We start from the raw sequence: 21,341 nt of genomic DNA on the forward strand, positions 1-21,341 counted from the left end.
TCTCCGGCGGGGTGCAAGCCGCGTCGAGCGTGACGCAGGCCGTGTCGGTCGACGACCCGGCCCCTCGAGACTCTTCCCTCCCTCCACTGTCAGTCGGCGACGAGGCCATGACCGGGCTCACTGACAGCGGTGGAGTTCTGGCCTGTACCCTCCTGGCCCTCCTCTGCGTGGTGACTCTCGCTGTTGCCCTGGTGCGGATGCGGGGCGCAGCCGCCCGAACGCTCGATCCACTCGCCGGCCCCGACTCAACAGTGCCCTCCGTCCCGGATGCGCGACGCCCGGCGATCGTGAGCCTTACCGTGCTGGGCATCTCCCGAATCTAGACACTCCCCGATCGCGACCTGCGCGTCGGCGGACGATGACGATCAGTCATCAGGCGTTCGGCGTGCTCCTTCGAGACCGAGGACACCCCTTACATGCTTCGCATCGTCAGGGTGACTGCGCCGGCCCTTGTAGCCGTTCTCGCCGCCACCTTTCTTACCGCCACCCCTTCTCACGCTGCGGCCTATCCAACCTGGGATGACGTCATCGCCGCCCGCTCAAACGAGGCGGCGACCGCCGAGAAAATCACCGAATTGACCGGCCTACTGGATGGCCTCCGGCAGCAAGCCGAGACGCTGACCACTGCAGCCGATCAGCGTGGCCTTGAGCTTCAAGAGGCTCAGGATGCCGCCGACGCTGCAACGGAAGCCCTCCGTTCCCTTTCTGACGACGTCGCCCGCGCCGAGCAGGACGCCGACAATGCAGAACGGCAGATCAGCCAGTGGGCTGCGTCGCTGAGCCGTGCCGGCGGGACTGATGTCTCGATGAGCGTCGCCGTTGCCGGCGGCGACGCCGATGACCTGCTTTCCCGGCTCGGAACGGCTTCGCAGCTGACGAAGACCTCGAGCCGGATGCTAGAAAACGCGACCGCGAAAGTGAACACCGTCGGCAGCCTGCGCGATCAAGCTCAAGTCGCAACGACCGAACGGGACCGCCTCCAGGGTCTCGCGCAGACGGCCCGCGACGACGCGCTTGCCGCGGCGACCACCGCGCAAGCCGCCGTCGCTGAACAAGAGACACGGAGCATCGAGCTCGAGGCCCAACTGGCCGTGTTGAAGCAAGAAACTGCCACCGCCGAACAAGGGTACGCAGCGGCCGAAGCCGCGCGAGCCAAGGCGGCCGCCGAGGCGGCAGCTCGCGTCGCCGCCGCCCGCGCAGCATCAGCGGCGACACCTGCGCCTGCAGCCCCCACATCCTCCGCAGTGTCGCCTTCGGGATGGACGATGCCGATCACGGCGTACTCGAGCTATCAGGCCTACGGCATGCGCATCCACCCGGTCCTTGGCTACCCGAAACTGCATGCTGGGGCTGACTTCGGGGCCTCCTGCGGAAACGCGATCTACGCCGCCACCTCGGGCACCGTCACCTATGCCGGCGCCTACGGCGGATTCGGGAACCTCATCACCGTCACATCTGCCGGCGGGGTGTCGACCAACTACGGCCACATGTATTCCTCTGGCGTTCAAGTCCGTGTCGGCCAGCAGGTCACCGCCGGTCAGCAGATCGCCCAGGTCGGCAATGCCGGCCTGTCGACGGGTTGCCACCTCCACTTCGAGCTCCGCCAGAGCGGAGCCGCCACCGACCCCATCGCCTACCTCAGAACCAAGGGAGTCTGACCATGGTCAAAAACCAGTTCATCGTCGCCGTCATCGCGCTCATCGTCACAGCCGCTGTCGTTGTCACGGTCATCATCTTTAACAGCACCCGCACCGACACCGCGCAACCCCTCGCGGCCGACCCCACGATCGCACCGGCCAATGCGGAGGTCGTTCGTGATGACACCCGCTACCTCGACCAGGTGGAGGGTGATGCCGTCACCGTCGTGGAGTTCCTGGACTTCGAGTGCGAGTCGTGCGCGGCCATGTACCCGTACGTGGAGCAGGTCCGGGAGAAGTACGCCGGGCAGATCAACGTCGCGGTCCGCTACTTCCCGATCCCGTCGCACCGGAACTCTGAGAACGCGGCCGTTGCCGTCGAGGCCGCTGCCGAGCAGGGCCAGCTCGAGGCGATGTACGGCCGCATGTACGAGACCCAGGCCGAATGGGGCGAGAAGCAGGAATCAGAAGCAGCCCTGTTCCGTACGTTCGCTGAGGACCTTGGGCTCGACATGGCGGCGTTCGACGAGGCGGTGGCCGACCCGGCGACCCTGGAGCGTGTGGTCGCCGACCGGGCGGAGGGCACCGCGCTCGGAGTCACCGGCACCCCGACGTTCTTTGTCGACGGTCAGATGATCGAACTCACCGCCGTCGACGACCTCGACAAGGCAGTGGAAAGCGCAGTCGCCGGTGGCTAGGAACCGCGGGCGCGCCCGGAAAGCGCAACCCGTCGCTGCTCCCCCGCCGAACCTCCGCACGCTGGCCGTCCTCGGGCTGCTGCTGGCCTGCATCGCAGGCCCGGTCGGTTTCGTCGTCAGCCTTGTCGCGTTCATCCGCTCGCGTCGAGCAGGTGAAAAGAACACGGTCGCTTTGGTCGGGATGATCGTTGGCCTGGCCACGACTGCGGCGTTCGTCGCTGGGGTCATCTACTTCCAAGCCGTCTTTGCCGGCCAGACCGGTGTCTGCGCCGAGCTCGGCCCCGGCGACCACGACGGCGCCTTCGGCACCTTCACCTGCCCCGAGAACTGAGAAAGCCCATGACCTTCCCCCCTCTTCGAAACCTCGTGACGGCACTGTTCGTCATGCTCGCCCTCGCTGCTGGCCTCGCTGCTGGCCTCGCCGTCCTGGACGCTCGGCCCGCTGCCGCCCATGACGCACTCGCCCAAGCAGTTCCCGCGGCTGATGAGACCGTGACGACCGAACTGTCCTCGGTGACCCTGACATTCTCGGAAACACCGTTGGCTGAGTTCGCGAACGCCATCGCGTTGAACGTCACCGACCCCGCCGGGACTTCCATCACCACAGGCGCCCCCGTGGCGGAAGGAACAACCCTCTCTGTTCCCGTCGAGGTCACCGAGGCAGGTCTCCACACCGTGACGTGGCAGAGCGTGTCGAGTGACGGACACACCATCTCCGGCACCTACACCTTTACCTACGCCGGCCCCGTCGCCGCAGCTGCCCCTACGACACCGGCCCCCGCCGCGAGCACACCCGCCGCTTCGCCCTCCGCCACGGCAGAACCGACGGCACCAGATCCGACTCAGACGGCCGCTGGGCCCGCCTCGACCAACAGCATTCCACTCATCATTGGGGTGACGACATTCGCTGCGTTGATGTTGATTCCCTTGATCGTGGTCCGCCTCCTTCGAGCCCGCCGCCGGAAGAAGGCCGAGATGGCGGCCCCGGAGACAGCTGGCACTGAGGAGTGAGCACGCCACTTCATGCTCGCCGCATCACGAGCAATCCCCGACCAGGAATCACCCTGGTTGTGGCCGCGATTGCGGCCCTGGCGACCGTCGCGGTTTTGCTGGTGGCGGTGAAATCAAGCGAAATCGTGCTGATCGTGGACCCAGGAGAAATCGTCAGGTCTGGGTATGCGGTCAGCAAGACCATCAGCAACAGTGCGGCCGCGATCGCGTTGGGTACTGCGTTCCTCCTGGCCGCCGCCGTCCCCGTTCACGAGCCCTCACGGCGAAGCCTGTTCCGCCTGCTGCGCAGCTCAGCTGCTGTCTGGGCCATCGCGGGCTTCGTTGCCAGCGTGTTCACGTTCGCCAACATCAGCGGCGTTCCCCTTAACGAAGCAGGAACTGCCGCTTTCTGGTCGCAATTCTCCTTCTACAGCACCGGCATCGAGCTCGGCCAGGCGTGGACGACCACCATTGCCGCAGCAGTCCTCGTCACCGTGTGGGCGTCACTCACCCACTCCCCCGGACACGCAGCAGCCCTCGCGGGGGTGAGCGCCTTGGCCCTGATACCTCTGGCCCAGCAAGGGCATGCAGCGGGTTCGGCGTCCCACAACCTCGCGGTTGTGTCGATCCTGATGCACGTCCTGTTCGCCTCGATCTGGGTCGGCGGCCTCGTCGCCCTCGTCTGGCTCAGACGAACCCTCCCCGGCCACCTGTTCCCCGTCGTCCTCCGCCGCTACTCGGCAATCGCGTTCGCGGCCTTCGTCGCCGTGGCACTCTCGGGCCTCGTCAGTGCCACCATCCGCATCACCGACCCCGCAACGCTCACCACCACCTCCTACGGCCTCATCGTCCTCGGCAAGGTCGTTGTGTTGGTCCTCGCCGGCATCCTCGCTGCCCTCTTCCGCACGTGGCTGCTGCCGCACATCCACACCGGCCGAACGCGTCTCTTCTGGGCTCTAGCTGCCGTGGAGGTCACGTTCATGGGTGTCGCGTCCGGTCTTGCCGGCGTCCTCGCCCGCACCGCGCCTCCTGGCGCTGAGCAAGAGATCTACGAGACGGGTCCAGTGACCGCGGCTGAATCCCTCACCGGGTCGGTCTTCCCTGCACCGCCGAGCTGGGTCACCGTGTTCCAAGGTCAACCAGATCCCTTCTGGCTCCTCCTCATCATCTTCTCCGCAGCGACCTACCTCCTCGCCACCCGTGCGCAACGCCGGGCCGGGACGCCCTGGTCGTGGCATCGCAGTGCGCCCTTCCTAGCGGGCCTGCTCGTCGTCCTGTGGGTGACGTGTGGGCCGCTGTCGATCTACGCCACGTACCTCCTCAGCTCCTACGTACTGACGATCGTGGCGCTTCTGCTCGCGGGGGCCTGCATCGCTCAGGGACGCCCGGGGCATCTTGCTCTAGCGACCCTCAGACTCAGAGAAGACGGGACGAGAGGCCCCCGAGAGTGGGCCACGTTCCTCCTTCGCCGGCCCCTGGGTCTGTTCGACGACAGCCCGCTCGGGGTCGGCCTGGTCGTGCTGGTGACCGTGGTGCTGGCCATGATCCCGGCGGGCATGCGCTGGGCGGTGACTGAGCCCCTCGGACGTGTCGTCGTCCTGACGGCTGTCGTTGTCGCTGGCGCCGTGCTGGGGTCCGCTCTCCGACGGGCACTGACCGGCCGCAGAGCTGGCGACATCGCCCTGATCGGCGGCCTCGCCGCGGGTGCTCTTGCGGGTACCGCGGTGACTCTTTTGGGGTCGACCGTGATGCTCGACTGGTTTAAGACGATGAACCCCGGCGGACACCCCGCCGCCGACGCCGATCAGCGCCTCGGGAGCGTCATCCTCCTCATCAGCGCCGCCACCACAGCTCTCACCGCGGCAGTCCTGGCCCTCCGTGCTCTCACCGGGCCCCGCGCCGCCACCCCGTCCCTTACTTCGGAGGACTCACATTCATGACACATCACACCATCCGAACCTTTGTCGCCGCCGCGCTGGTCGCCACGGTGTCCATCGTCACGTCGGGTTGCGGCTCGAGCGATTCTGTCGCGGAACAGTACGCGGACGGGTCCGCGAAGAACTACATCGGCGGCGACGGCACCGTGGTGGAGATCCCTCCGGCCAACAGGGGTGAACCGATCTCCTTCACCAGCACCACGGACCTCGGCGAACCGCTGGACTCAGCCGACTACGACGGCGACGTGATGGTGGTCAATTTCTGGTACGCCGCTTGTCCCCCGTGCCGAGCCGAAGCACCCGATCTTGAAGCGTTGCACCAGCAGTACCAGGACCAAGACGTCTCCTTCATCGGAGTGAACATCCGCGATCAAGCGGACACCGCGGTTGCTTTTGCCAAGCGGTTCGACATCACCTACCCGTCCGTTATCGACGCGAACGACGGCGCCGTGCAGCTGGCCTTCGCCGGCCAGGTGTCCCCGAACGCCGTTCCCACCACGATCGTCGTCGACCGAGAGGGCCGGGCAGCCGCCCGGATTACCGGCCGAGCCGAGAAATCCATCCTCAACTCCCTCATCACCACCGTCCTCGACGAGACCCCGTGAACCTCGCCGACACCGTCTTCGACGGCCAGCTCCTCCTTGCCGTCCCGATCGCCCTCCTGGCCGGGCTGGTCTCTTTCGTGAGCCCCTGCGTTCTGCCCCTGGTCCCTGGCTACCTCGGCTACGTCGGGGGGCTCGCCGACCCCACCGCGAAGACAGGTAAAAGACGGCTCCTGATCGGAGTGGGCCTGTTCGTGGCGGGGTTCGCTGCAGTGTTCATCGCCTACGGGGCCCTGTTTGGGGCGCTGAGTGTGTGGCTGATCCAGTGGCAGGGCCTCGTCACCCGCATCCTCGGAATCGTCGTGATCCTGATGGGGCTGGTGTTCATCGGACAGGTCAGCTTCCTACAGCGCTCCCTGACTCCGCGGTGGCGGCCCGTCACCGGCCTTGCCGGCGCACCTCTTCTCGGAGTCGTCTTCGGCCTGGGATGGACCCCCTGCTTCGGGCCGACCCTTGCCGCGATCTCAGCTCTCAGCCTCAGCAGTGGCTCCGCAGGACGCGGGGCCCTCCTCGGGTTGGCGTACTGCATAGGTCTCGGGTTGCCCTTCGTGCTGGTCGCCCTGGGCCTGTCCTGGGTGACCGGGTCGGTGGCGTTCGTCAAACGCCACATCCGCGCCATCAACCTCGCCGGCGGCGCCGCCCTCATCGCCGTCGGCATCGCCATGGCCACCGGCATCTGGACGGCCCTGATCTACCAACTGCAGGGCCTCATCAACGGCTTCGTCCTCCCCCTCTGACCGACCAGGAACCCATGACCTCCCTCCCTCTGCACCGCGAACGACTCACCCCCTCTCCGGCGTTCTACGTCGCGATCGTGCTGGTGATCCCCGCCACCTTCTTGGTGTTCCTGCCCATCAACGTCACCGCCGGGATCATCGTCGCGGCCGTGCTCTACCTCGGCTCTGTCGCAGCCTTCATCGGTACCTCGCCCGTCGTCCAGGTCACCCCAGATGGGTTCTTCGCCGGTCCCGCCCGGCTCACACCTGACGAGATCGGGACAGTCACCACCTACACCGGCGGGGAAGCCACACAGCAACGCGGGCCCCGCTTGGACGCCCGGGCGTGGACGCTGTTCCGGGGGTGGGTGCATCCCGTGGTGAAGATCGAGCTTCTCGACGAGACAGACCCGGCACCGTACTGGCTCGTGTCCACCCGGCACCCCGACGAACTCGCGGCGGCCCTGGCCACGGTGACCCGCTCGAAGGAGGGCGCCTGAGATGCCGTCACTTGACCTCGCCGTTCTGCTGGGCTGGGCCCAGGGGCCGGTGTCCCCTGTCGCGATCGGCGCCGCCCTGTTGGCAGCCGGCTACGTGCTCCTGTTTCGCCGGGCGCGACGCCGAGACCGGACCCTTGCTCCTGGCCGGCGTGGCCCTGGTGTCGGGCAGGCGACGGTGTTCGTTCTGGGTTGCGTACTCATCGTCCTGGTCACGGCAACGGGGGTGCAGACGTACAGCCGGGAGCTGTTCTCGGCGTTCATGTTTCAGCAGCTGACGCTGCTGATGATCGTGCCGCCGCTGCTCATCCTCGGACGACCAGGAACGGTGCTGCTGCGGGGCCTGCCCCGGCACGGCGTAGGACTTATCGCACTTCGGGCAGTTGTCGGGGCGCTCCGATCGAGCTTCGCCCGTGCAGTCGTGAACCCGATCGCCGTGTTCCCTCTGCTGCTGGTTCCGCTGTTCGGGCTCTACCTGACCGGCGCCATCGACGCGCTCCTCGCCACGGAAACAGGACGAGCGGCCTTGCAAATCGGCTTCGTCGCTGTCGGGGTGGTGGTCATGGTGCCCCTGGTGTCCACAGACCCGCTGCCTCGACAGACGTCCTACGTCATTCGGGTCTTCGACGCGTTCCTCGAGATGCAGATCCACGCCGCCTTCGGCCTCACCCTGATCTTCAGCAGCGCCCCTCTCGTCGCAGCCTTCAGCTCGCCTTCACCCAGCCTTGGCATAGATGCCCTCCGCGATCAGCAGCTCGCCGGGGCCCTGGTGTGGACGTACGGGGAACTCCCCGTCGTGGTGATCCTCCTCGTCAGCCTCGCCCGCTGGCAGCGACAGGACACCCGAAAAGCCGCAAGAGCGGCGAAACGGGCCGACGTCGAAGGTGACACCGAACTCGACGACTACAACGCCTACCTCAGGAACATCAACCATGGCGGCCGAGATGAATAGGACACGTCGGCCACCGGCACGGGCCACAGGTCTCACTCAGCCACCCGTCGCAACGAAGGACGCCACTCATGCCTGAATCGTTCTGGGGCTCAGCTATCTTCTCCGTTGTCCCGAGCCTGGTTGTGGGGCTCATCTTCTGGTTCGTCGTCCGGGCACTCGTGCGCGCGGACCGCAACGAACGGCAGGCCTACGCTGCGATCGACAAGGAAGAACGCGAGCGGGACGCGCAGCGACGTGGCGACGCGCCAGAAAACCTCGACGGCACATGAGGCCGCCAGTCGAGGTATCGACGGCTCCCGCGGTCATGCCGCTGCCTGCTGCTTTCGCGGCCGCGGCAGCAGGTGGAGCCGTTCTCGATGGCGCCTTTCCCGACAAGAACTGGTGGCCATTAGCCTTCCTGGGGATCGGCTTGATCCTGGCGGCCCTCCCCGGAAGACGCGCAGGGGCAGGGTTCGCTGTCGGGCTTGTCGCGGGCGTTTCGTTCTACGGTTTCCACATTCAGTGGGTAGCGCTCTTCCTCGGGCCAGTCCCGATCGCAGCGCTAGTTCTCTTGCAGGCGTTGCTGTTCGCGGCGGGATGCACGGCAATCACCCTGGCGTATCGGTGGCTCCCCCAGTCGTGGCCAGGCCCGTGGGGAGCCTGCCTCGGGGTCCCGGCCGTGGTGGCGGCAGTGTGGTGCGCGCGTGAGGCGGTGTCGAGCACCTGGCCGTACGGCGGGTTCTCCTGGGGCCGGGCCGCGATGTCACAAGCCACCAGTCCTCTCCGAGAAGCCTTCGCGTGGCTAGGGATGTCTGGTGTCGGGTTCGTCATGGTCCTCGTTGTCGCGATGATTTTGCAGATCGTCAGCACCAGAGCACTGCGACACCCCAGCCGGTGGATTGCACCGGTGGCCGCCGCGACACTGCTCGTGGGTCTGCCGGCGTGGCCGATCGCACAGACAGGGACGATGCGGGTGGGCGCTGTGCAAGGGAATGGTCCAGCGGGCTACTTCGACGACAGGAACCCCGGGGACCTCACCCAGGCCCAAGTCGACGCCACCACGCCCCTTCTCGATGAACGTCTCGATGCTGTTCTCTGGCCCGAAGGCGCCACGGACCGAAGCCCCCTCGATGACGACGACACGGCTGCAACATTCGATGCGATCGCCCAGGCAACCGCTGCGCCCCTGATCGGATGGGCCATCACGGAACGTGACGGAAAGACCTACAACACGGAGATCCAGTGGGAGCCAGGCCGTGGCCCTGTCGACTTCTACGACAAGAAGCACCCCGTCCCATTCGGCGAGTATGTCCCTGACCGCGCGTTCTGGCGATCCCTGGCACCTGACCTGGTCGATATGGTCGCTCGCGACTACACCCCAGGGACAACTGACCCCATCTTCGACATCTCCGGGGTCCCAGTCGGCATCAGCATTTGCTTCGACATCGTCGACGACGACGTGCTCCGTCGGTCCGTCACTGAAGGGGCCCAGGTGCTGTTCTCGTCGTCCAACAACGCCGACTTCGGCCGCTCCGACCAGAGCGCCCAACAGCTCGCCATCGCCCAGATTCGGGCCATCGAACTGGGGCGGAGTGTCGTCAACATCTCCACCGTCGGGCGCAGCGCTGTGATCGCGCCCGACGGTTCAGTGACGGCCGAGCTGCCCTGGTTCAGTCCCGGGGTGTTGGTGGAAACTGTCCCGTTGTCGACAACTTTGACTCCGGCTGCGATGTGGGGCGACCAGGTGGAGGCTGTCATCAGCGTCACCGGTCTTGGTGCGTTGCTGAGCGCCGGCATCTTCTCCCGTCGACGAGAGGCGCGCCGCTAGCCGTCACTGCCACGGCCACCGATGGCTTCGTGTAATAAGTGGTCGACCAAGTGTCCGATAGACGATCCCCTACCGGACGCTGCTTCTGGCTAGGGGTTGAACCCCAGCGAACGCAAAACGGCCGTGCCCCCAGGTCGGTTCAGAGCCGCCCAAATCAGCATTCCCGCGACCAAAACGGCTGCAACTATGCCCGCGACGAGAGCCGCACGACCGCCCGGACCATCCTTCATGGCTACCCCCTGGAGTCAAGCTACCCCGGTGACGCCCGAGGAAGGATCCCCTATCGGGCCCCGCCCTTCCGCCTCGACCACGCTGTCGAAGTTCGCTAACTTCAGACATCACTACTTCTCGGAGGCGCCGTGCTCTCGATCGTCATCGCCCCAGTGGCCCTCATCATCGTGCTGGCCCTGCTCGGGATGGCCATCCTCGGGACTGCCAGAACCAGTCCTACCCAGAAGCGCCAGGATGCTGAGGCGAGAGAGCGTCGGCAGGCCCGTGCAGATCGAGGGAGGACAGGTGACGCGACCGCGAACACCGCTACGACCTTGGGCTCTCCAGGCGACGAGGCGGTCCGCTAGCCGATCCCCTACCGGACGCAACCGCCGCTAGGTTCAGGGCGTGGAAATTCACGACTTGCTAGCCGAGGTCACTCAGCGGTTCACCGCGCACCCTTCAGGCGCCACGCGGTGGGATGACCCTCATGAGCACCGGAACATCGCTGACGAGGAGTACTCCCGAGTCAGCGACCCAGAGCGCTACGCCGTCGTGGGTGCCAGGGCGAGGTCGTGGATCGACGCTCTGAAGGCCCTGGAGCTCGCGACGGCACAGGACGTCGAAGCGCCGCCATGGCCCTACGGACCCACCGACGCGCGGGCCGTTCTCGTCACTCCCGTCAGAGCGGGTGCCCTGTCGATGTTGGTCGTCTTGGGTTCGATGGAGGGTATCGAGGACGCAGTCGCGGTCGGAGTCGGTGACCCTGCAGTCCTGATCGGGATGGAGCCCTTCTGCGGCTGCGACGCGTGCGACAGCGGGAGCGACTACCTGCTGAGCGCGATCGACGACCTGTTCACGGGGATCATCGATGGAAGCTTCTTGTACGCCGAAGGCAAGGACTGGAAGCTGACTGTCGGCGTGAACGGCTGGTCCGCGTCAGGCTCGCAGGACTTCGACACACTCATCGACAAGGCTCGGGCAGGAACGAGCATCGGCCGCCTCATGATCACCGGAGGCCCCTGGCTCACTTGACACCAGGGCTCGCGAAGACGAGAGAGAGCAGGAGGGGGCAGATGGTGAACATGACGGTCGAAGTCGAGGTCTCGGAGCACTTGTGCTGCGGCGATGCCATCGAGCGCGACGAATGGGTCGACCTGACGTGCACACGCTGGCAAGACCCCGACGGTCGCGTGCACGTGTTCGCGAGCTACCACGCCTCCCGAATCGAGACCAGAGTCCGCGGGCGCGTCGTCGACATCATCTCCGTGGCCGAGGATGGATTGACTCGGCCCGTCCTCCGCGTCCCCAGCGGTCGGGCGCTCCGTGGCCTGGACGAAGACGACGATGGACACCTCGAAGCGCCCTGGAGTGGCGAGACCATTCAAGACCAGGGCCGAACTTTCGTCGTGACCGTGAGACGGTAATCACGGGCACAGCAATGAGTCCGGTATGCGATCCCCTTTCGGGCGGCACCTCGGCCGTGTTTAGCTGCGGACATGCGCGATAAGAAGGGCCGCACGGCGAGCGTGCTGCGATCCGTGGGCGGGATGACACTGCTGCTCGTCATCGTCACTGGCTGCGCACCCGTGCCGGGAGGCACCGCCGCAGGCTCCTGCGCCGTCAAGACGATCGTCCTCGGCAACTCAGACCTGAGACCTGGCGGCGAGATCCAGCTCAGCGTGGACTGGATGACCGCGAGATGCGAAGACACCGGCGGAACGAACCGGCCCGCCGAGGACATCGACGTCACGATCACCCCGATGGAGAGTGTCGAGTCCCGCCATCTCGGGACGATCCAAAGTGCGGCCGGCCCGCGCTTCACTGCCGCTGGCACATTTCCACTTCCCGACGACATCCCCGCCGGAGATGGAATTCTCGCCGTGACATCCACCACCGAAGAAGGGGCGGTAGCCGAGCTGCCGATCACCCTGGCGGCCGAGTAGAGAAACTAGGCCCTGTGACCGATCCTCTACCGGGCGCCAGGAGGCCCGTTCCTGCGCCGTATCAAGTAGAAACGGTGAAGAGCTACGACAACCACCGGAGTCCCGATCACGACGAGCCACGCAGCGCCGGGCACTGCCGCGACAAGACCAGCAATGCCCACTCCGGTCAAGACCGCACCCACGATGAGTCCGATGAAGATCAGGATCGTTGCGCCGCGCCGCTGCTGCATGGAGATAGCTTCCCACCCTCGCCACGTCGATGGTGCTCCGGACAAGAGTGCAAGCCGATCGCCTACCGGGCGGTTGCTCGGCGCCACAGTGACGATTGGAACCGCGCGAGGTATCCGTCAGGGTCCTGGACGAGGAATTGATGCACGCCGGCCTCTTCCTCGCCGACGCCGTACCACTTCGACTCGGGTTGCACGAAGAGCTCAACGCCAGCCCGTCCAAGGACCTGCGCCAGCGCCTCGGCGTCCGGCACCGTGATCTGGAGATTCACCCCGCGACCGAGCGGTCTCTCAAGAGACCCCGTGATCCAGTTGCGACCCACACCTGCTTGTTCGAGCATCAGGTGCGCGGAACCGAGCGTGATGTACGCGAAGCGTTCCTCAGGGCGCGAGTAGGCGATGTCAAAGCCACACAAGTTGCACCAGAACTCGATGCTCTGATCCAGGTCGGCCACGAGCAACTCGGGAACGAGCGCGGGTTCGAGAGTCGCAGTCATCAGACCATCGTCGCAGCCATCACCCTGCGGGCAGTCCCGGAAGCGGATCGGTCACCGATCAACGGCGGAGGCTAGCCACTCCCCCGCAGCTACGGGGCGCCGGCTGTCTCGATAGGTCAGACCAAAACTGATCTCGGTGAACGATCCCCTACTGAGACGCCGTGCTACCTGCTCGTCGCCTCGTCCGTGCCGGCACGCGACAGAGGGTAGGCGCGGTCCAGGCGGGGGCTGAGGACAACGAGGAACAAGAACACCGACAGCAGCCACCCGGCGACCCAGTAGCCCGGGATCGAGAAGACCGCGACGTTCGGCACGACGTCGGTGGCGACTGCGACGACCACGGCGATCGTGACGAGCACGCCCACCCCGTAGTACAGCGCCCGGAAGCCTTCCTCGACACGGCCCCGCCGTTCCTGCTGGCGCGTGGTCCGCTCGTCGAGGGCGGTGACTGAGCGGCCGTAGTCGTCCTCGGAAACGGCGACGAAGAGATCGCGGACCGGCACACCGAACGCCGTCGCCACCCGCGAGAGAGTGTCGAGACTCCCGTCGTTGCCGGCCTCGAGCCTCTGGACGGTGCGGACGGTGACGCCGCTCTCGTCTGCCAAGCGTTCCTGGGTCCAGCCCATCTGGGTCCGCAGTTCGCTGATCCGTGTCTCGTTCATGCACCTCACACTAAGAACGACCCACCCAGAGGTCCACGACACGGACCCGACACCTCTACGACAGAGCTCACGGCGGGGCCACGAACACGCTGCAGCTCACTCCGGTCCGCGGCGCAGGGACATGCAGCGATCCCCGGGCCTGCGGCGGTCGGTTCGGCCGCCCCTCAGTAGGAGATGTCGGGGAGCAGCATGCCACCGGTCACAGCGACGTACCCGAGCCCCGCAAACGCGAGGACCAGCAACGCCCGACCGGCGACGGCGACGACCTTCCGGAAGCGCGGGGGCGCCCCGCCCCCAGCAGCCCGCTCAGCAGGCGCGCGCTTCACCCGACCAACGAGCACGACCACCGCAGGCAGCACCCCGGCCACGGTGACGGCCGTGAGGACCTGCGCCGTCCGCAACACGAACGCAGCAGGCGGTCCGGCGTCGCTGAGGAGAGCGGACGCGACCGTGGCCCAGAGCACGCCGGCGACCACGAGTGCCAGCAGGGCGACGGCGACCCCAACTCGACCGATGGTCTCTGCACGCGACTCGACGGACCCCGTCACGCGCCTCCCGGACCAGACCCGGCGGACGGCCCTGACGATGGTGCCCACCAAGGCGAGCACCAGCACGGCCAGGGACACGACGAGGACGAGGGGCAATACCTGCCGCGTCGCCGGCATCAGCTGGAGCGTGAAGGCGGGGTTGAGCCCGATGGCCTGGACGGCACCATCGACCTGGTCGACGGCGACCCTGCGGTCTCCGTCGATCTCCTGCCAGACCCACGGCTCGACCTCCACCAGCTCGACCGGCGCCCCAGACGTGTCCGTGAGGGCTGAGATCAGGACGGCGTCGCCGGTACCTCGGGAGATGTCGACAGGTGACATGGCGTAGAAGAGTCGGACGAAGGTCGACTCCGCACGTCTGGACACCTGGTAGCTGCCCACCAGGGCGTCCGCATGGTCGCCGGCGGTCGCCGTGGCCGTCACGGCCGTCGCCTCCGCAGCGTCGGAGGGGAACCACCGGTCGGCGAAGCCGTCCACCAGGGCGTCCCGTACGGCAGTCGTGGCGTCGCCCCGAGCGCCCGTGCTGTTGAGGGAGACGTAGATGCCCGCGCCGTCGTCGGGCCAGAGGTCCATCTGGGCGTGGAAGGCCGTGAGGTCGCCGCCGTGGCCGAGGACGCGGCGTCCGTTCCGGTCCTCCTCGAAGAGGCCGAGCGTCATGCGAGGCCCGGCGGCGAGGCCGCCCAGGTCGTCACGCCCGAGCGCGGGGGCGTGCATCTCCGTCAGGGTCTCGGGCTTCAGCATCCCGTCCGCGTGTCCGAGCTGGGCGAGCATGAAGGCGCTCATGTCCGACGCCGTCGCCGAGATCGCACCGGCCGGTGCCGGCGAGACGATCTCGAAGGGCACAGCTGCTGCCCCGGCTGCATCCCAGCCCCCCGAGACCAGGGCCGCGTCGTCGGCGGTCAGGGTCTGGTCGAGCGTCGCGGTCGTCATGCCGGCCGGGTCGAAGACCCGCTCCTGCACGAGATCGGACCACGGACGCCCCGTGGCCTGTTCTGCGACGTACGCCGCGACTCCGTTCGACCAGTTCGAGTAGGCAGGCGTCGTGCCGGGCTCGTAGATCTGCTCGGGCGGCTCGACGGACACGGCGTCCCGCAGCGTCGTCGGGCCCTGCCCCGGTCCTGCGATGACGCCAGCCAGCTCGTCCTCGAAGCCAGCGGTATGGCTCAGCAGGTGGCGCAGGGTCACCGGACGGTCGAACGCGCGGGGCAGCGTGACGTCGAGGCGGTCCTGGACGGGCTCGTCGAGATCGAGCACGCCCTCCTCGACGAGCGACATGACGACGGTCGCCGTGATGACCTTCGAGATCGACCCGATCCGGAAGAGCGTCCGGTCGGGATCGACGGGACGTCGGTCCGCCCGCTCCTCACCGAGGTCGGACCAGCCCCAGCCCCGTTCGGTGACGACCTCGCCGTCGGCGACGATCGAGACGGTCGCGCCGACGATGCCCTCCCTCTCCAGGGCGGCCGGAACGAACCCGTCGAGCCATGCATCCGCCTCGGCGGTCGTCAGCTCGGAGGCGCCTCCCCCGAGGCCCGGAACGACGGAGGCGCGAGGCGCGGTGGCGCAGGAGGCCACGAGCAGGCAGGCCAGCAGCGTCGAGACCACGCCTCCTGCGGTCCTGAGGCGGGCGTTCGTCACGGGCGTTCTCCTGGGGCGCGAGCGAGGGCGGACCGGGCGTCGCACCTCGACGACCATATCGGTCCGCGACAAAGCCTCAGATACTTGATCGCTGGCTGGCCTTGCTAAGACACAGGGCCGCAACGGGAAGAGTCGAGAGGTTCAGGGCGTCCCACGGGACGATCCCCTATTGGGCGGTCACGTCCGTGTAAGGGTGGGGCTGCCGCGGAAAGGAATGATCATGGCCAGGACGACATGGGCAGAAGCACCGCACACCTTGCGGCGCGCCGTCGAGGATGCACTCGGCGCCGAGGTCACGGAGGCCGTCAGTCAAACCGGCGGCTTCTCCTCCGGGAGTGCTGATCGCCTAGTCCTTGCCGACGGCCGCCGTGTCTTCGCAAAGTCCGTCGAACGTGCCCGCAACGTCGGCACCTACGAGCTGCATCGGCGGGAAGCAGCAATCGTCCGGGACCTTCCCACGTCGGTGTCCGCACCCCGCCTTGTCGCGACCCTCGAGCAAGACGACTGGATCGTCGTGGCTTACGAGGACATCGACGGCCGCCAGCCAGGGGTGGACGACACCACGCTCGTCCTCGATGCGCTCGGAACGCTGCCCCGCATCGAGACGCCCTCGCAGTTGCCCCGACTCTCGGACGAGCTGACATCGGACGCTGCGAGCTGGAACCGTTTGACCACGTCGGGAGCAGTGAACGAACTCGATCCTTGGGTCGGTGCGCACATCGACCGGCTCCGCCACGTCGCCGCACAACTTCCCAGGGCAGCCGAGGGAGATCACCTCGTGCACCTGGACTGCCGTGCCGACAACCTCCTCATCGACGAGAAGTCACGGGTGTGGCTGGTCGACTGGCCCTGGGCCAGTGTCGGAGCATCCTGGTTCGACTCGGTCACATACCTCCTCGATGTCCTGGTCAACGACGGGGACGCAGACGTCGAAAAGCATCTCGATCACCCTTCTCTCCGAGGTGTGCCGGCAGAGGCCGTCGATGCGGTCCTTGCTGGACTTGCTGGCTCATGGGTCGAGCAACTCCAGGTACCGGCACCCGAGGACATGCCGAACCTAAGGGACTTTCAGCGGCAGGAAGCCGATGCAGCTCTCCTATGGTTGAGGCGCCGCTGGGCTTGAGACGCGCCTGCAGCGCGATCGTCTACCGGGCACAGCCCAGCGAGCGGCAAGTTCACCCACCCCCTTCCCGTCTATCTCCCTTGGCGACGCTGACCTCGAGCAGTTCGCGGTAGACGCCGCAGAAGCTCGGGGTGCGTCAGCACGTTCAATAGGGCGAGCCAAGCGAGATTGGGCAAATGCGCTGGCTCGTGGCCATTGTGCAAAGCAAGCAAAGCGCGTTCCTGATCGGTCAGCCCTCTCTCGAAGCCGTGCTGGCTGTTCCGGAGCACCTTCAGCCACCCCCTTGCCGCCGTGGCGAGCGGCGTCCAAGTCTCTACACCATGAGAATCGGGCATCAATATCTCGCCGTCTCGAAGACGCGACTTCACAAAAAAGCCGTCCTGCACCTGCCTCAGTGCCTCGACTGCGCTTTCAGCTCGCGGAAGGAGCACCGGCTGAATGCTGGGCGGCATAGAGGCTCTAAGGCTGGCTAGAACAGCACTCGCCTTCGTGAGGTTGGTTGCGGCATCCCGGGTCAGCTTCGGGTTCAGGCCCTCCATGGAATCAAGGACGTGAAACAGGGCGAGGCGCCGCGCATGCGAATCTTCGTTGGATGCAATCACCTGCACACTTCGACACACTTGCTCGAAAGTCATGAGGCGTTCGAGAGCCGCCGGAGCACTGAATTCACCGTCGACTTCATAGTTAGACGGCTCCGTGAGGTGCGAAAAAGCTAGATCGAGCCGGCTCACCCACCACTTCAGAGCGTCACGGAACACCAGTGGGTCTATGTCCTCTTGCGGCAGATTAGGAGACGGGTGTGTCCGAGCAGACATCGACAATATGTCAGCGCTCAACTCACGCCGACCGGCGAGCGAGCGACCAAACAGAATGACGAGAACACCCCCCGCTCTCGTCGCAGTCGTTCCCCATACGCGCGGAGAAAGGCTCGTCACCAGCGGCTCGAGATACGAACTCAGCCCAATAACCACGTCATTCAGAAGATCTCGCGAGGATGCCGAGAGATCGTCCGCATCCGCCGGGGCCGCCCCTTCAGGAAGTGAGTTCAGCAGCACCCTCACAAGTCCGTAGCGGTTACCCAAAGTCTGGTTAGTCCAGATGAGGTGAGTCGATGCGTCGGGCAAAATGCCATCTGGGCCAGTTAGCGAAACGAGGGCATCCGACGTCAGTTGCGGTAAATGAGCCGCCTTTTCTGCACCGATGAAAAGAGCTTTGAAGCCACCGGCCAAGCTGACTAGCTCCGTACCAAATCGTTCCTGAAATCGCTCGTGCAGCTGAAGTGCCCTCTGCCAGGATCCTGGAACGACGTGCTCATCGTGCTTTTCCAGCTGGGTCCTGAGACGACCAAAAGCGTCCACGTTTGAGGCGTCCAATGGAGAGCCGACTCGGACGACTCGAATCAGGTTTGGAACGCTCCCGTCCCTAGCTTCACAGTTGCGGATGAGGTGCTTCTCGCCTTGCGACTGCATGTCCCAGCCCGCGAAACGCTCGAGCCCAGTCAAATTGCCTCCGAAGAGCCAGGCTGGCAATCGAGCACTCACTGGAGAGCTGACCAGGTGAGACAAATCGGCGTCAGAATGAAAGACCACAGCTTATGTTCCTGCCAGAACGTCACTGAGCCAAGCTCATTCACGATTCGAGACGCTCAGCGTCGTTGACTTAGCGTGAGGTCGCACTCCGCCCTCAGATCGAGCGATGAATCGCCCGGTACACCGTCGAGCGAGCCACACCGAATAGCTCCGCGATCTCGCTGGTCGTGTGCTCCCCTGTGCGGTGCAGCTGCACGAGGTGCTTCTCCTGCGAGGCGGTGAGCTTGGGCTTGCGGCCCCGCAGCTTGCCGGCGGCCTTCGCGATCGCCATGCCCTCCCGGGTGCGGGCACGGATGAGGTCGGCCTCGAACTCGGCCACCATCCCAAGGACGTTGAACAGGAGCCGGCCGACGGGGTCGGTGGGGTCGTAGACCGCTCCCCCGAGGTTGAGGGCAACGCCCTTCTTCGTCAGCTCGTCCGCGATATCGGTCGCGTCACGCAGTGAGCGGGCGAGGCGATCAAGTTTGGTGACGACCAGGACGTCGCCGGCACGGCACGCAGCGAGAGCCTCGCGGAGGCCCGGCCGTGCTCGAGTCGTGCCCGACAAGCCGTGGTCAACATGCACGTGCTGATCGTCAACACCGAGCGCTGCAAGACCATCACGTTGTGCTGCGAGATCCTGTCCAGAGGTCGACACGCGCGCGTATCCGATGAGCATTGCACGACTGTAGCGTTTAAACCCCCGTCACCGGGCATTTTTGCGGGACAGGTATACGCGAATTCGCAGGCCAGACGCCACTTGACTCGGGCGGACCGAAACGGGCCCTTGAAGGTGTCCCGATGAACGACCGTCAAACGGGCGCCCATTAGGCGTTTCGAAACGAAGAAAGAGGGCCCCAGCTTTAAGCCGGGGCCCTCTACTTAGGCCGAGAGTCAGTCCTGCTGACTTTCCTCATATTGTGCGTAGGCGACCTGCTTCAGATGGAGCGACAGTTTTAGAAGCAGAGCAACAGCACCCAAACCCATTGCAGATGCGATGAGCATCCAAGGGAAATTGAGCATCAACGCGGCGACGGTTACGAGACCGGTGAGGAGCAGTGCGATTCCGGAGCAGATGTACGCCACCTCGCGAGGGAGCATCCCCCACATCTTGATGTCTTCTAGGACGTTCATGTCTACCTGATGGCCTTACCGATCGTGTTCAAGGTTCGCAGGAAGCCAATGTATCCAACGCCGGGTCCATACGGGGTGTACTTGTCAATGGCTACACCGATTGCGCCCGAAACGCACCCAACACCGAGGCTTACAGCCAGGCCCGTTCCTCCAGTGATTGCCCCAAGACCCAAACCAATGCCTGTGTTTGTTGCTGCACCGACGGCGCAGCCGCCTGCGTAGTCGGTGAACGTGTTTCGGCCCGTGGGGTCGTATGCATTGATCGGGTCCCCGCCTGCAAAGCCATAGCGATTAGCGTCGTTCGGATTCAGGGGTGCGTCGAGGGTGTCTTGTTGGGTCCAGGTGCCGGTGGTGGGTTCGTACCAGCGGAGCCCGAACTTCACGAGTCCGGTGCCGCGGTCTTGGATGCCGGCTTTGAACGAGTATGGGTTTTGGCCTGCACCGCTGCCGGTGCCGCCTGCGGTGAGGGCTCGGGTGCCGTAGGGGTCGTAGGCGTAGGAGAAGGAGTTGGTGGAGAAGTCCGTCAAGAGACCCACCGGGTTCCCCAGACCGTCCCACACGTACAGGGCGGAGATGTCCGAGGAGGTCGTGAGCATCAGGGCTTGCCCGGTGATCGGGTCGGAGTACACGTGGGCGCCGGATGTGCCGCCGGTGTACTTGACGATCGTCGGGTTGCCGTTCTGGTCCGTCTTGCCGTAGGTGGCGGTGTAGTCGATGCCGCTCGAGACCGACTGCGACAGCACGGCTTTCTGGTCGACACCGGCGTAGGTGTAGCTGCTGGTGATCCCGTTCTCGACAGCCCCGGTCATCTGCTGGGCGGCGTTGTAGGTAAACGTCGTCGTCGGGGACGCGGTCAGGTTGCCGGTCCCGTCGTAGGTGTACCCGGCGGTGGTGATCTGGTTCGCCGCGTTGTAGGTCAGGGTCTGCGACGACGGGGTGGCACCGGTCACGACAGCGGTGAGGCGGTTGCCTCGGGCGTCGTAGGTGTAGGCGTACGTGTTCGCGCCCGTCCCACCGGACTGCGCAACCTGCGTCACGCGGCCCTGGGTGTCGTAGCTGTAGGTCGTGACCTGCCCGGTGAGGTTATCCCGCGACCACTGCAGCTTGGAACGGTCGTTCGCCGGGGTGGTGCCGCAGGTGGGGGCGGCACTGGTGGTGTTGTAGCAGTAGGTCGTGTCGTAGACGGCGGTGTTGCTGCTGTCACCGGACCCGGTCCACGCCTTCAGGCTCGAAACGCGACCGGAGGTGTCGTACCCGGTGGTCTGCTTGCCGGCCCACGTGGTGTGGTTGCCGCTGGACTGCAACCAGGTGTTGATCCGGCGCCCGTTGGCGTCGGTCTCGTACTCGATGGCCTGCGTCGCGCCACCCTTGGGGTACGTGGTCTTGGTGAGCACGTTCGAGGCGTCGTACGTGTTCGTGTACGTGCCGAAGGAGTCGACCTGGGTGAGCTGGTTGCCGGCCTTGTCGTAGGTGTAGCTGACCGTGCCACCACCGGCAGTGTTGCCCGTGGAGAGCTGACGGCCGAGCTGGTCGTAGGTGTTCGTGATCGTGCCCGTGGCGCTCTTGCTGGTCAGGACACGGCCGGCCTTGTCGAAGGTCTTCATGTCCACCAGGGACGCGTCGTTGGCACTGACGGCCTGAACCTGACGGTCGAGCTTGTCGTAGCCGAACCGCATCGTGTTCCCACGACCATCGGTCTCCGACGCCTTCCGCCCGTAGGCGTCGTACGTGTATGCCTTCGCGCCGAGGCTCGTGCCGGTGACGGGGGTCATGCCGGAGAGCTGCTTGTTGGCGTTGTAGCTGTAGACGGTCTTGTTCGTGCCGTTACCCGGCGCGGTCGCCGTGGCAACCGTGCCGTCGGTGTTGTACGTCAAGGCCGCCTGGGCGCCCGAGGCGTCGGAGTTGGTGAGCTGGTTGCCTGCACCGTTGAACGTCTTCAGGCTCTGGTTCCC

22 protein-coding genes are annotated in these 21,341 nt (G+C 65.8%); 15 read left to right on the top strand and 7 right to left on the bottom strand.

Annotated features, from left to right (window positions below):
- The first annotated feature begins 416 nt into the window (after window positions 1–416).
- The 14 genes from EDF21_RS11680 (at window position 417) to EDF21_RS11745 (ending at window position 11,992) form a co-directional block, all read left to right on the top strand.
- On the top strand, window positions 417–1,658 hold the full coding sequence (locus tag EDF21_RS11680) for a M23 family metallopeptidase (protein ID WP_123571443.1): 1,242 nt from the start codon (window positions 417–419) through the stop codon (window positions 1,656–1,658).
- A 2-nt stretch (window positions 1,659–1,660) separates the two neighbouring features.
- A complete protein-coding gene (locus EDF21_RS11685; RefSeq protein ID WP_123571444.1) occupies window positions 1,661–2,335 on the top strand; it encodes a thioredoxin domain-containing protein in 675 nt (224 codons plus the stop codon).
- Complete coding sequence (locus tag EDF21_RS11690; protein WP_123571445.1) at window positions 2,328–2,666, top strand: hypothetical protein; 339 nt, start codon at window positions 2,328–2,330, stop codon at window positions 2,664–2,666. The genes EDF21_RS11685 and EDF21_RS11690 overlap by 8 nt, the downstream gene beginning before the upstream one ends.
- Window positions 2,667–2,674: 8 nt before the next feature.
- Complete coding sequence (locus EDF21_RS11695; protein WP_123571446.1) at window positions 2,675–3,346, top strand: copper resistance CopC family protein; 672 nt, start codon at window positions 2,675–2,677, stop codon at window positions 3,344–3,346.
- A complete protein-coding gene (locus tag EDF21_RS11700) occupies window positions 3,343–5,265 on the top strand; it encodes a cytochrome c oxidase assembly protein (protein ID WP_148053699.1) in 1,923 nt (640 codons plus the stop codon). The genes EDF21_RS11695 and EDF21_RS11700 overlap by 4 nt, the downstream gene beginning before the upstream one ends.
- The gene (locus EDF21_RS11705) at window positions 5,262–5,867 is read left to right on the top strand and encodes a TlpA disulfide reductase family protein (protein WP_123571448.1); all 606 of its coding nucleotides are present in this window, start codon (window positions 5,262–5,264) and stop codon (window positions 5,865–5,867) included. The genes EDF21_RS11700 and EDF21_RS11705 overlap by 4 nt, the downstream gene beginning before the upstream one ends.
- A complete protein-coding gene (locus EDF21_RS11710) occupies window positions 5,864–6,601 on the top strand; it encodes a cytochrome c biogenesis CcdA family protein (protein ID WP_123571449.1) in 738 nt (245 codons plus the stop codon). Before EDF21_RS11705 ends, EDF21_RS11710 begins: the two co-directional genes overlap by 4 nt.
- Window positions 6,602–6,615: 14 nt before the next feature.
- Window positions 6,616–7,080 (top strand): DUF3093 domain-containing protein, encoded by a 465-nt coding sequence (locus EDF21_RS11715; RefSeq protein ID WP_123571450.1) that lies wholly within the window; start codon window positions 6,616–6,618, stop codon window positions 7,078–7,080.
- A gap of 1 nt (window position 7,081) precedes the next feature.
- Entirely contained in the window at window positions 7,082–8,029 is a 948-nt protein-coding gene (locus EDF21_RS11720; RefSeq protein WP_123571451.1) for a cytochrome c oxidase assembly protein, read from the top strand.
- 68 nt (window positions 8,030–8,097) lie between these two features.
- Window positions 8,098–8,298, top strand: a complete 201-nt coding sequence (locus tag EDF21_RS11725) for a hypothetical protein (protein WP_123571452.1) — start codon at window positions 8,098–8,100, stop codon at window positions 8,296–8,298.
- A gap of 35 nt (window positions 8,299–8,333) precedes the next feature.
- Window positions 8,334–9,836, top strand: a complete 1,503-nt coding sequence (gene lnt, locus EDF21_RS11730) for an apolipoprotein N-acyltransferase (RefSeq protein ID WP_233568479.1) — start codon at window positions 8,334–8,336, stop codon at window positions 9,834–9,836.
- A 618-nt stretch (window positions 9,837–10,454) separates the two neighbouring features.
- Entirely contained in the window at window positions 10,455–11,081 is a 627-nt protein-coding gene (locus EDF21_RS11735; RefSeq protein WP_123571454.1) for a DUF6226 family protein, read from the top strand.
- Between the two features lie 41 nt (window positions 11,082–11,122).
- A complete protein-coding gene (locus tag EDF21_RS11740) occupies window positions 11,123–11,473 on the top strand; it encodes a hypothetical protein (protein ID WP_199736349.1) in 351 nt (116 codons plus the stop codon).
- A gap of 72 nt (window positions 11,474–11,545) precedes the next feature.
- Entirely contained in the window at window positions 11,546–11,992 is a 447-nt protein-coding gene (locus EDF21_RS11745; protein WP_123571455.1) for a hypothetical protein, read from the top strand.
- 292 nt (window positions 11,993–12,284) lie between these two features.
- Here the strand turns inward: EDF21_RS11745 and EDF21_RS11755 are convergent, their stop codons facing one another.
- The 3 genes from EDF21_RS11755 to EDF21_RS11765 form a co-directional block, all read right to left on the bottom strand.
- Window positions 12,285–12,716: a VOC family protein gene (locus EDF21_RS11755; protein ID WP_123571457.1), complete on the bottom strand. Its 432-nt coding sequence runs from the start codon at window positions 12,714–12,716 to the stop codon at window positions 12,285–12,287.
- Between the two features lie 164 nt (window positions 12,717–12,880).
- Window positions 12,881–13,378: a helix-turn-helix transcriptional regulator gene (locus tag EDF21_RS11760; protein WP_123571458.1), complete on the bottom strand. Its 498-nt coding sequence runs from the start codon at window positions 13,376–13,378 to the stop codon at window positions 12,881–12,883.
- A gap of 164 nt (window positions 13,379–13,542) precedes the next feature.
- Window positions 13,543–15,564: a serine hydrolase gene (locus EDF21_RS11765; RefSeq protein ID WP_158612914.1), complete on the bottom strand. Its 2,022-nt coding sequence runs from the start codon at window positions 15,562–15,564 to the stop codon at window positions 13,543–13,545.
- Between the two features lie 220 nt (window positions 15,565–15,784).
- On the opposite strand from EDF21_RS11765, the gene EDF21_RS11770 reads away from it, so the two are divergent.
- Complete coding sequence (locus EDF21_RS11770; RefSeq protein WP_158612915.1) at window positions 15,785–16,687, top strand: phosphotransferase; 903 nt, start codon at window positions 15,785–15,787, stop codon at window positions 16,685–16,687.
- A 71-nt stretch (window positions 16,688–16,758) separates the two neighbouring features.
- Here the strand turns inward: EDF21_RS11770 and EDF21_RS16530 are convergent, their stop codons facing one another.
- From EDF21_RS16530 to EDF21_RS11785, 4 genes are all read right to left on the bottom strand, one after another.
- Window positions 16,759–18,045 carry a hypothetical protein gene (locus EDF21_RS16530; protein ID WP_148053701.1) on the bottom strand — a complete coding sequence of 429 codons (1,287 nt, stop codon included), beginning with the start codon at window positions 18,043–18,045 and terminating at the stop codon, window positions 16,759–16,761.
- Between the two features lie 325 nt (window positions 18,046–18,370).
- Window positions 18,371–18,934: a recombinase family protein gene (locus EDF21_RS11775; RefSeq protein ID WP_123571461.1), complete on the bottom strand. Its 564-nt coding sequence runs from the start codon at window positions 18,932–18,934 to the stop codon at window positions 18,371–18,373.
- A 215-nt stretch (window positions 18,935–19,149) separates the two neighbouring features.
- Entirely contained in the window at window positions 19,150–19,389 is a 240-nt protein-coding gene (locus EDF21_RS11780) for a hypothetical protein (RefSeq protein WP_123571462.1), read from the bottom strand.
- Between the two features lie 2 nt (window positions 19,390–19,391).
- A partial coding sequence (locus EDF21_RS11785) for an RHS repeat-associated core domain-containing protein (protein ID WP_304984899.1) occupies window positions 19,392–21,341 on the bottom strand: 1,950 nt, incomplete at its 5' end.

It is taken from the genome of Frigoribacterium sp. PhB118 (assembly GCF_003751725.1).
Lineage (GTDB): Bacteria > Actinomycetota > Actinomycetes > Actinomycetales > Microbacteriaceae > Frigoribacterium.

Excerpts from the sequence above, each read along its gene's own strand:
- EDF21_RS11695 (WP_123571446.1), top strand. The coding sequence starts at position 2,675 with ATGACCTTCCCCCCTCTTCGAAACCTCGTGACGGCACTGTTCGTCATG.
- EDF21_RS11745 (WP_123571455.1), top strand. The coding sequence starts at position 11,546 with ATGCGCGATAAGAAGGGCCGCACGGCGAGCGTGCTGCGATCCGTGGGC.
- EDF21_RS11715 (WP_123571450.1), top strand. The coding sequence starts at position 6,616 with ATGACCTCCCTCCCTCTGCACCGCGAACGACTCACCCCCTCTCCGGCG.
- lnt (WP_233568479.1), top strand. The coding sequence starts at position 8,334 with ATGCCGCTGCCTGCTGCTTTCGCGGCCGCGGCAGCAGGTGGAGCCGTT.
- EDF21_RS11770 (WP_158612915.1), top strand. The coding sequence starts at position 15,785 with ATGGCCAGGACGACATGGGCAGAAGCACCGCACACCTTGCGGCGCGCC.
- EDF21_RS11755 (WP_123571457.1), bottom strand. The coding sequence starts at position 12,716 with ATGACTGCGACTCTCGAACCCGCGCTCGTTCCCGAGTTGCTCGTGGCC.
- EDF21_RS11705 (WP_123571448.1), top strand. The coding sequence starts at position 5,262 with ATGACACATCACACCATCCGAACCTTTGTCGCCGCCGCGCTGGTCGCC.
- EDF21_RS11780 (WP_123571462.1), bottom strand. The coding sequence starts at position 19,389 with ATGAACGTCCTAGAAGACATCAAGATGTGGGGGATGCTCCCTCGCGAG.
- EDF21_RS11775 (WP_123571461.1), bottom strand. The coding sequence starts at position 18,934 with ATGCTCATCGGATACGCGCGCGTGTCGACCTCTGGACAGGATCTCGCA.
- EDF21_RS11720 (WP_123571451.1), top strand. The coding sequence starts at position 7,082 with ATGCCGTCACTTGACCTCGCCGTTCTGCTGGGCTGGGCCCAGGGGCCG.
- EDF21_RS11760 (WP_123571458.1), bottom strand. The coding sequence starts at position 13,378 with ATGAACGAGACACGGATCAGCGAACTGCGGACCCAGATGGGCTGGACC.
- EDF21_RS11725 (WP_123571452.1), top strand. The coding sequence starts at position 8,098 with ATGCCTGAATCGTTCTGGGGCTCAGCTATCTTCTCCGTTGTCCCGAGC.
- EDF21_RS11680 (WP_123571443.1), top strand. The coding sequence starts at position 417 with ATGCTTCGCATCGTCAGGGTGACTGCGCCGGCCCTTGTAGCCGTTCTC.
- EDF21_RS11685 (WP_123571444.1), top strand. The coding sequence starts at position 1,661 with ATGGTCAAAAACCAGTTCATCGTCGCCGTCATCGCGCTCATCGTCACA.
- EDF21_RS11740 (WP_199736349.1), top strand. The coding sequence starts at position 11,123 with ATGGTGAACATGACGGTCGAAGTCGAGGTCTCGGAGCACTTGTGCTGC.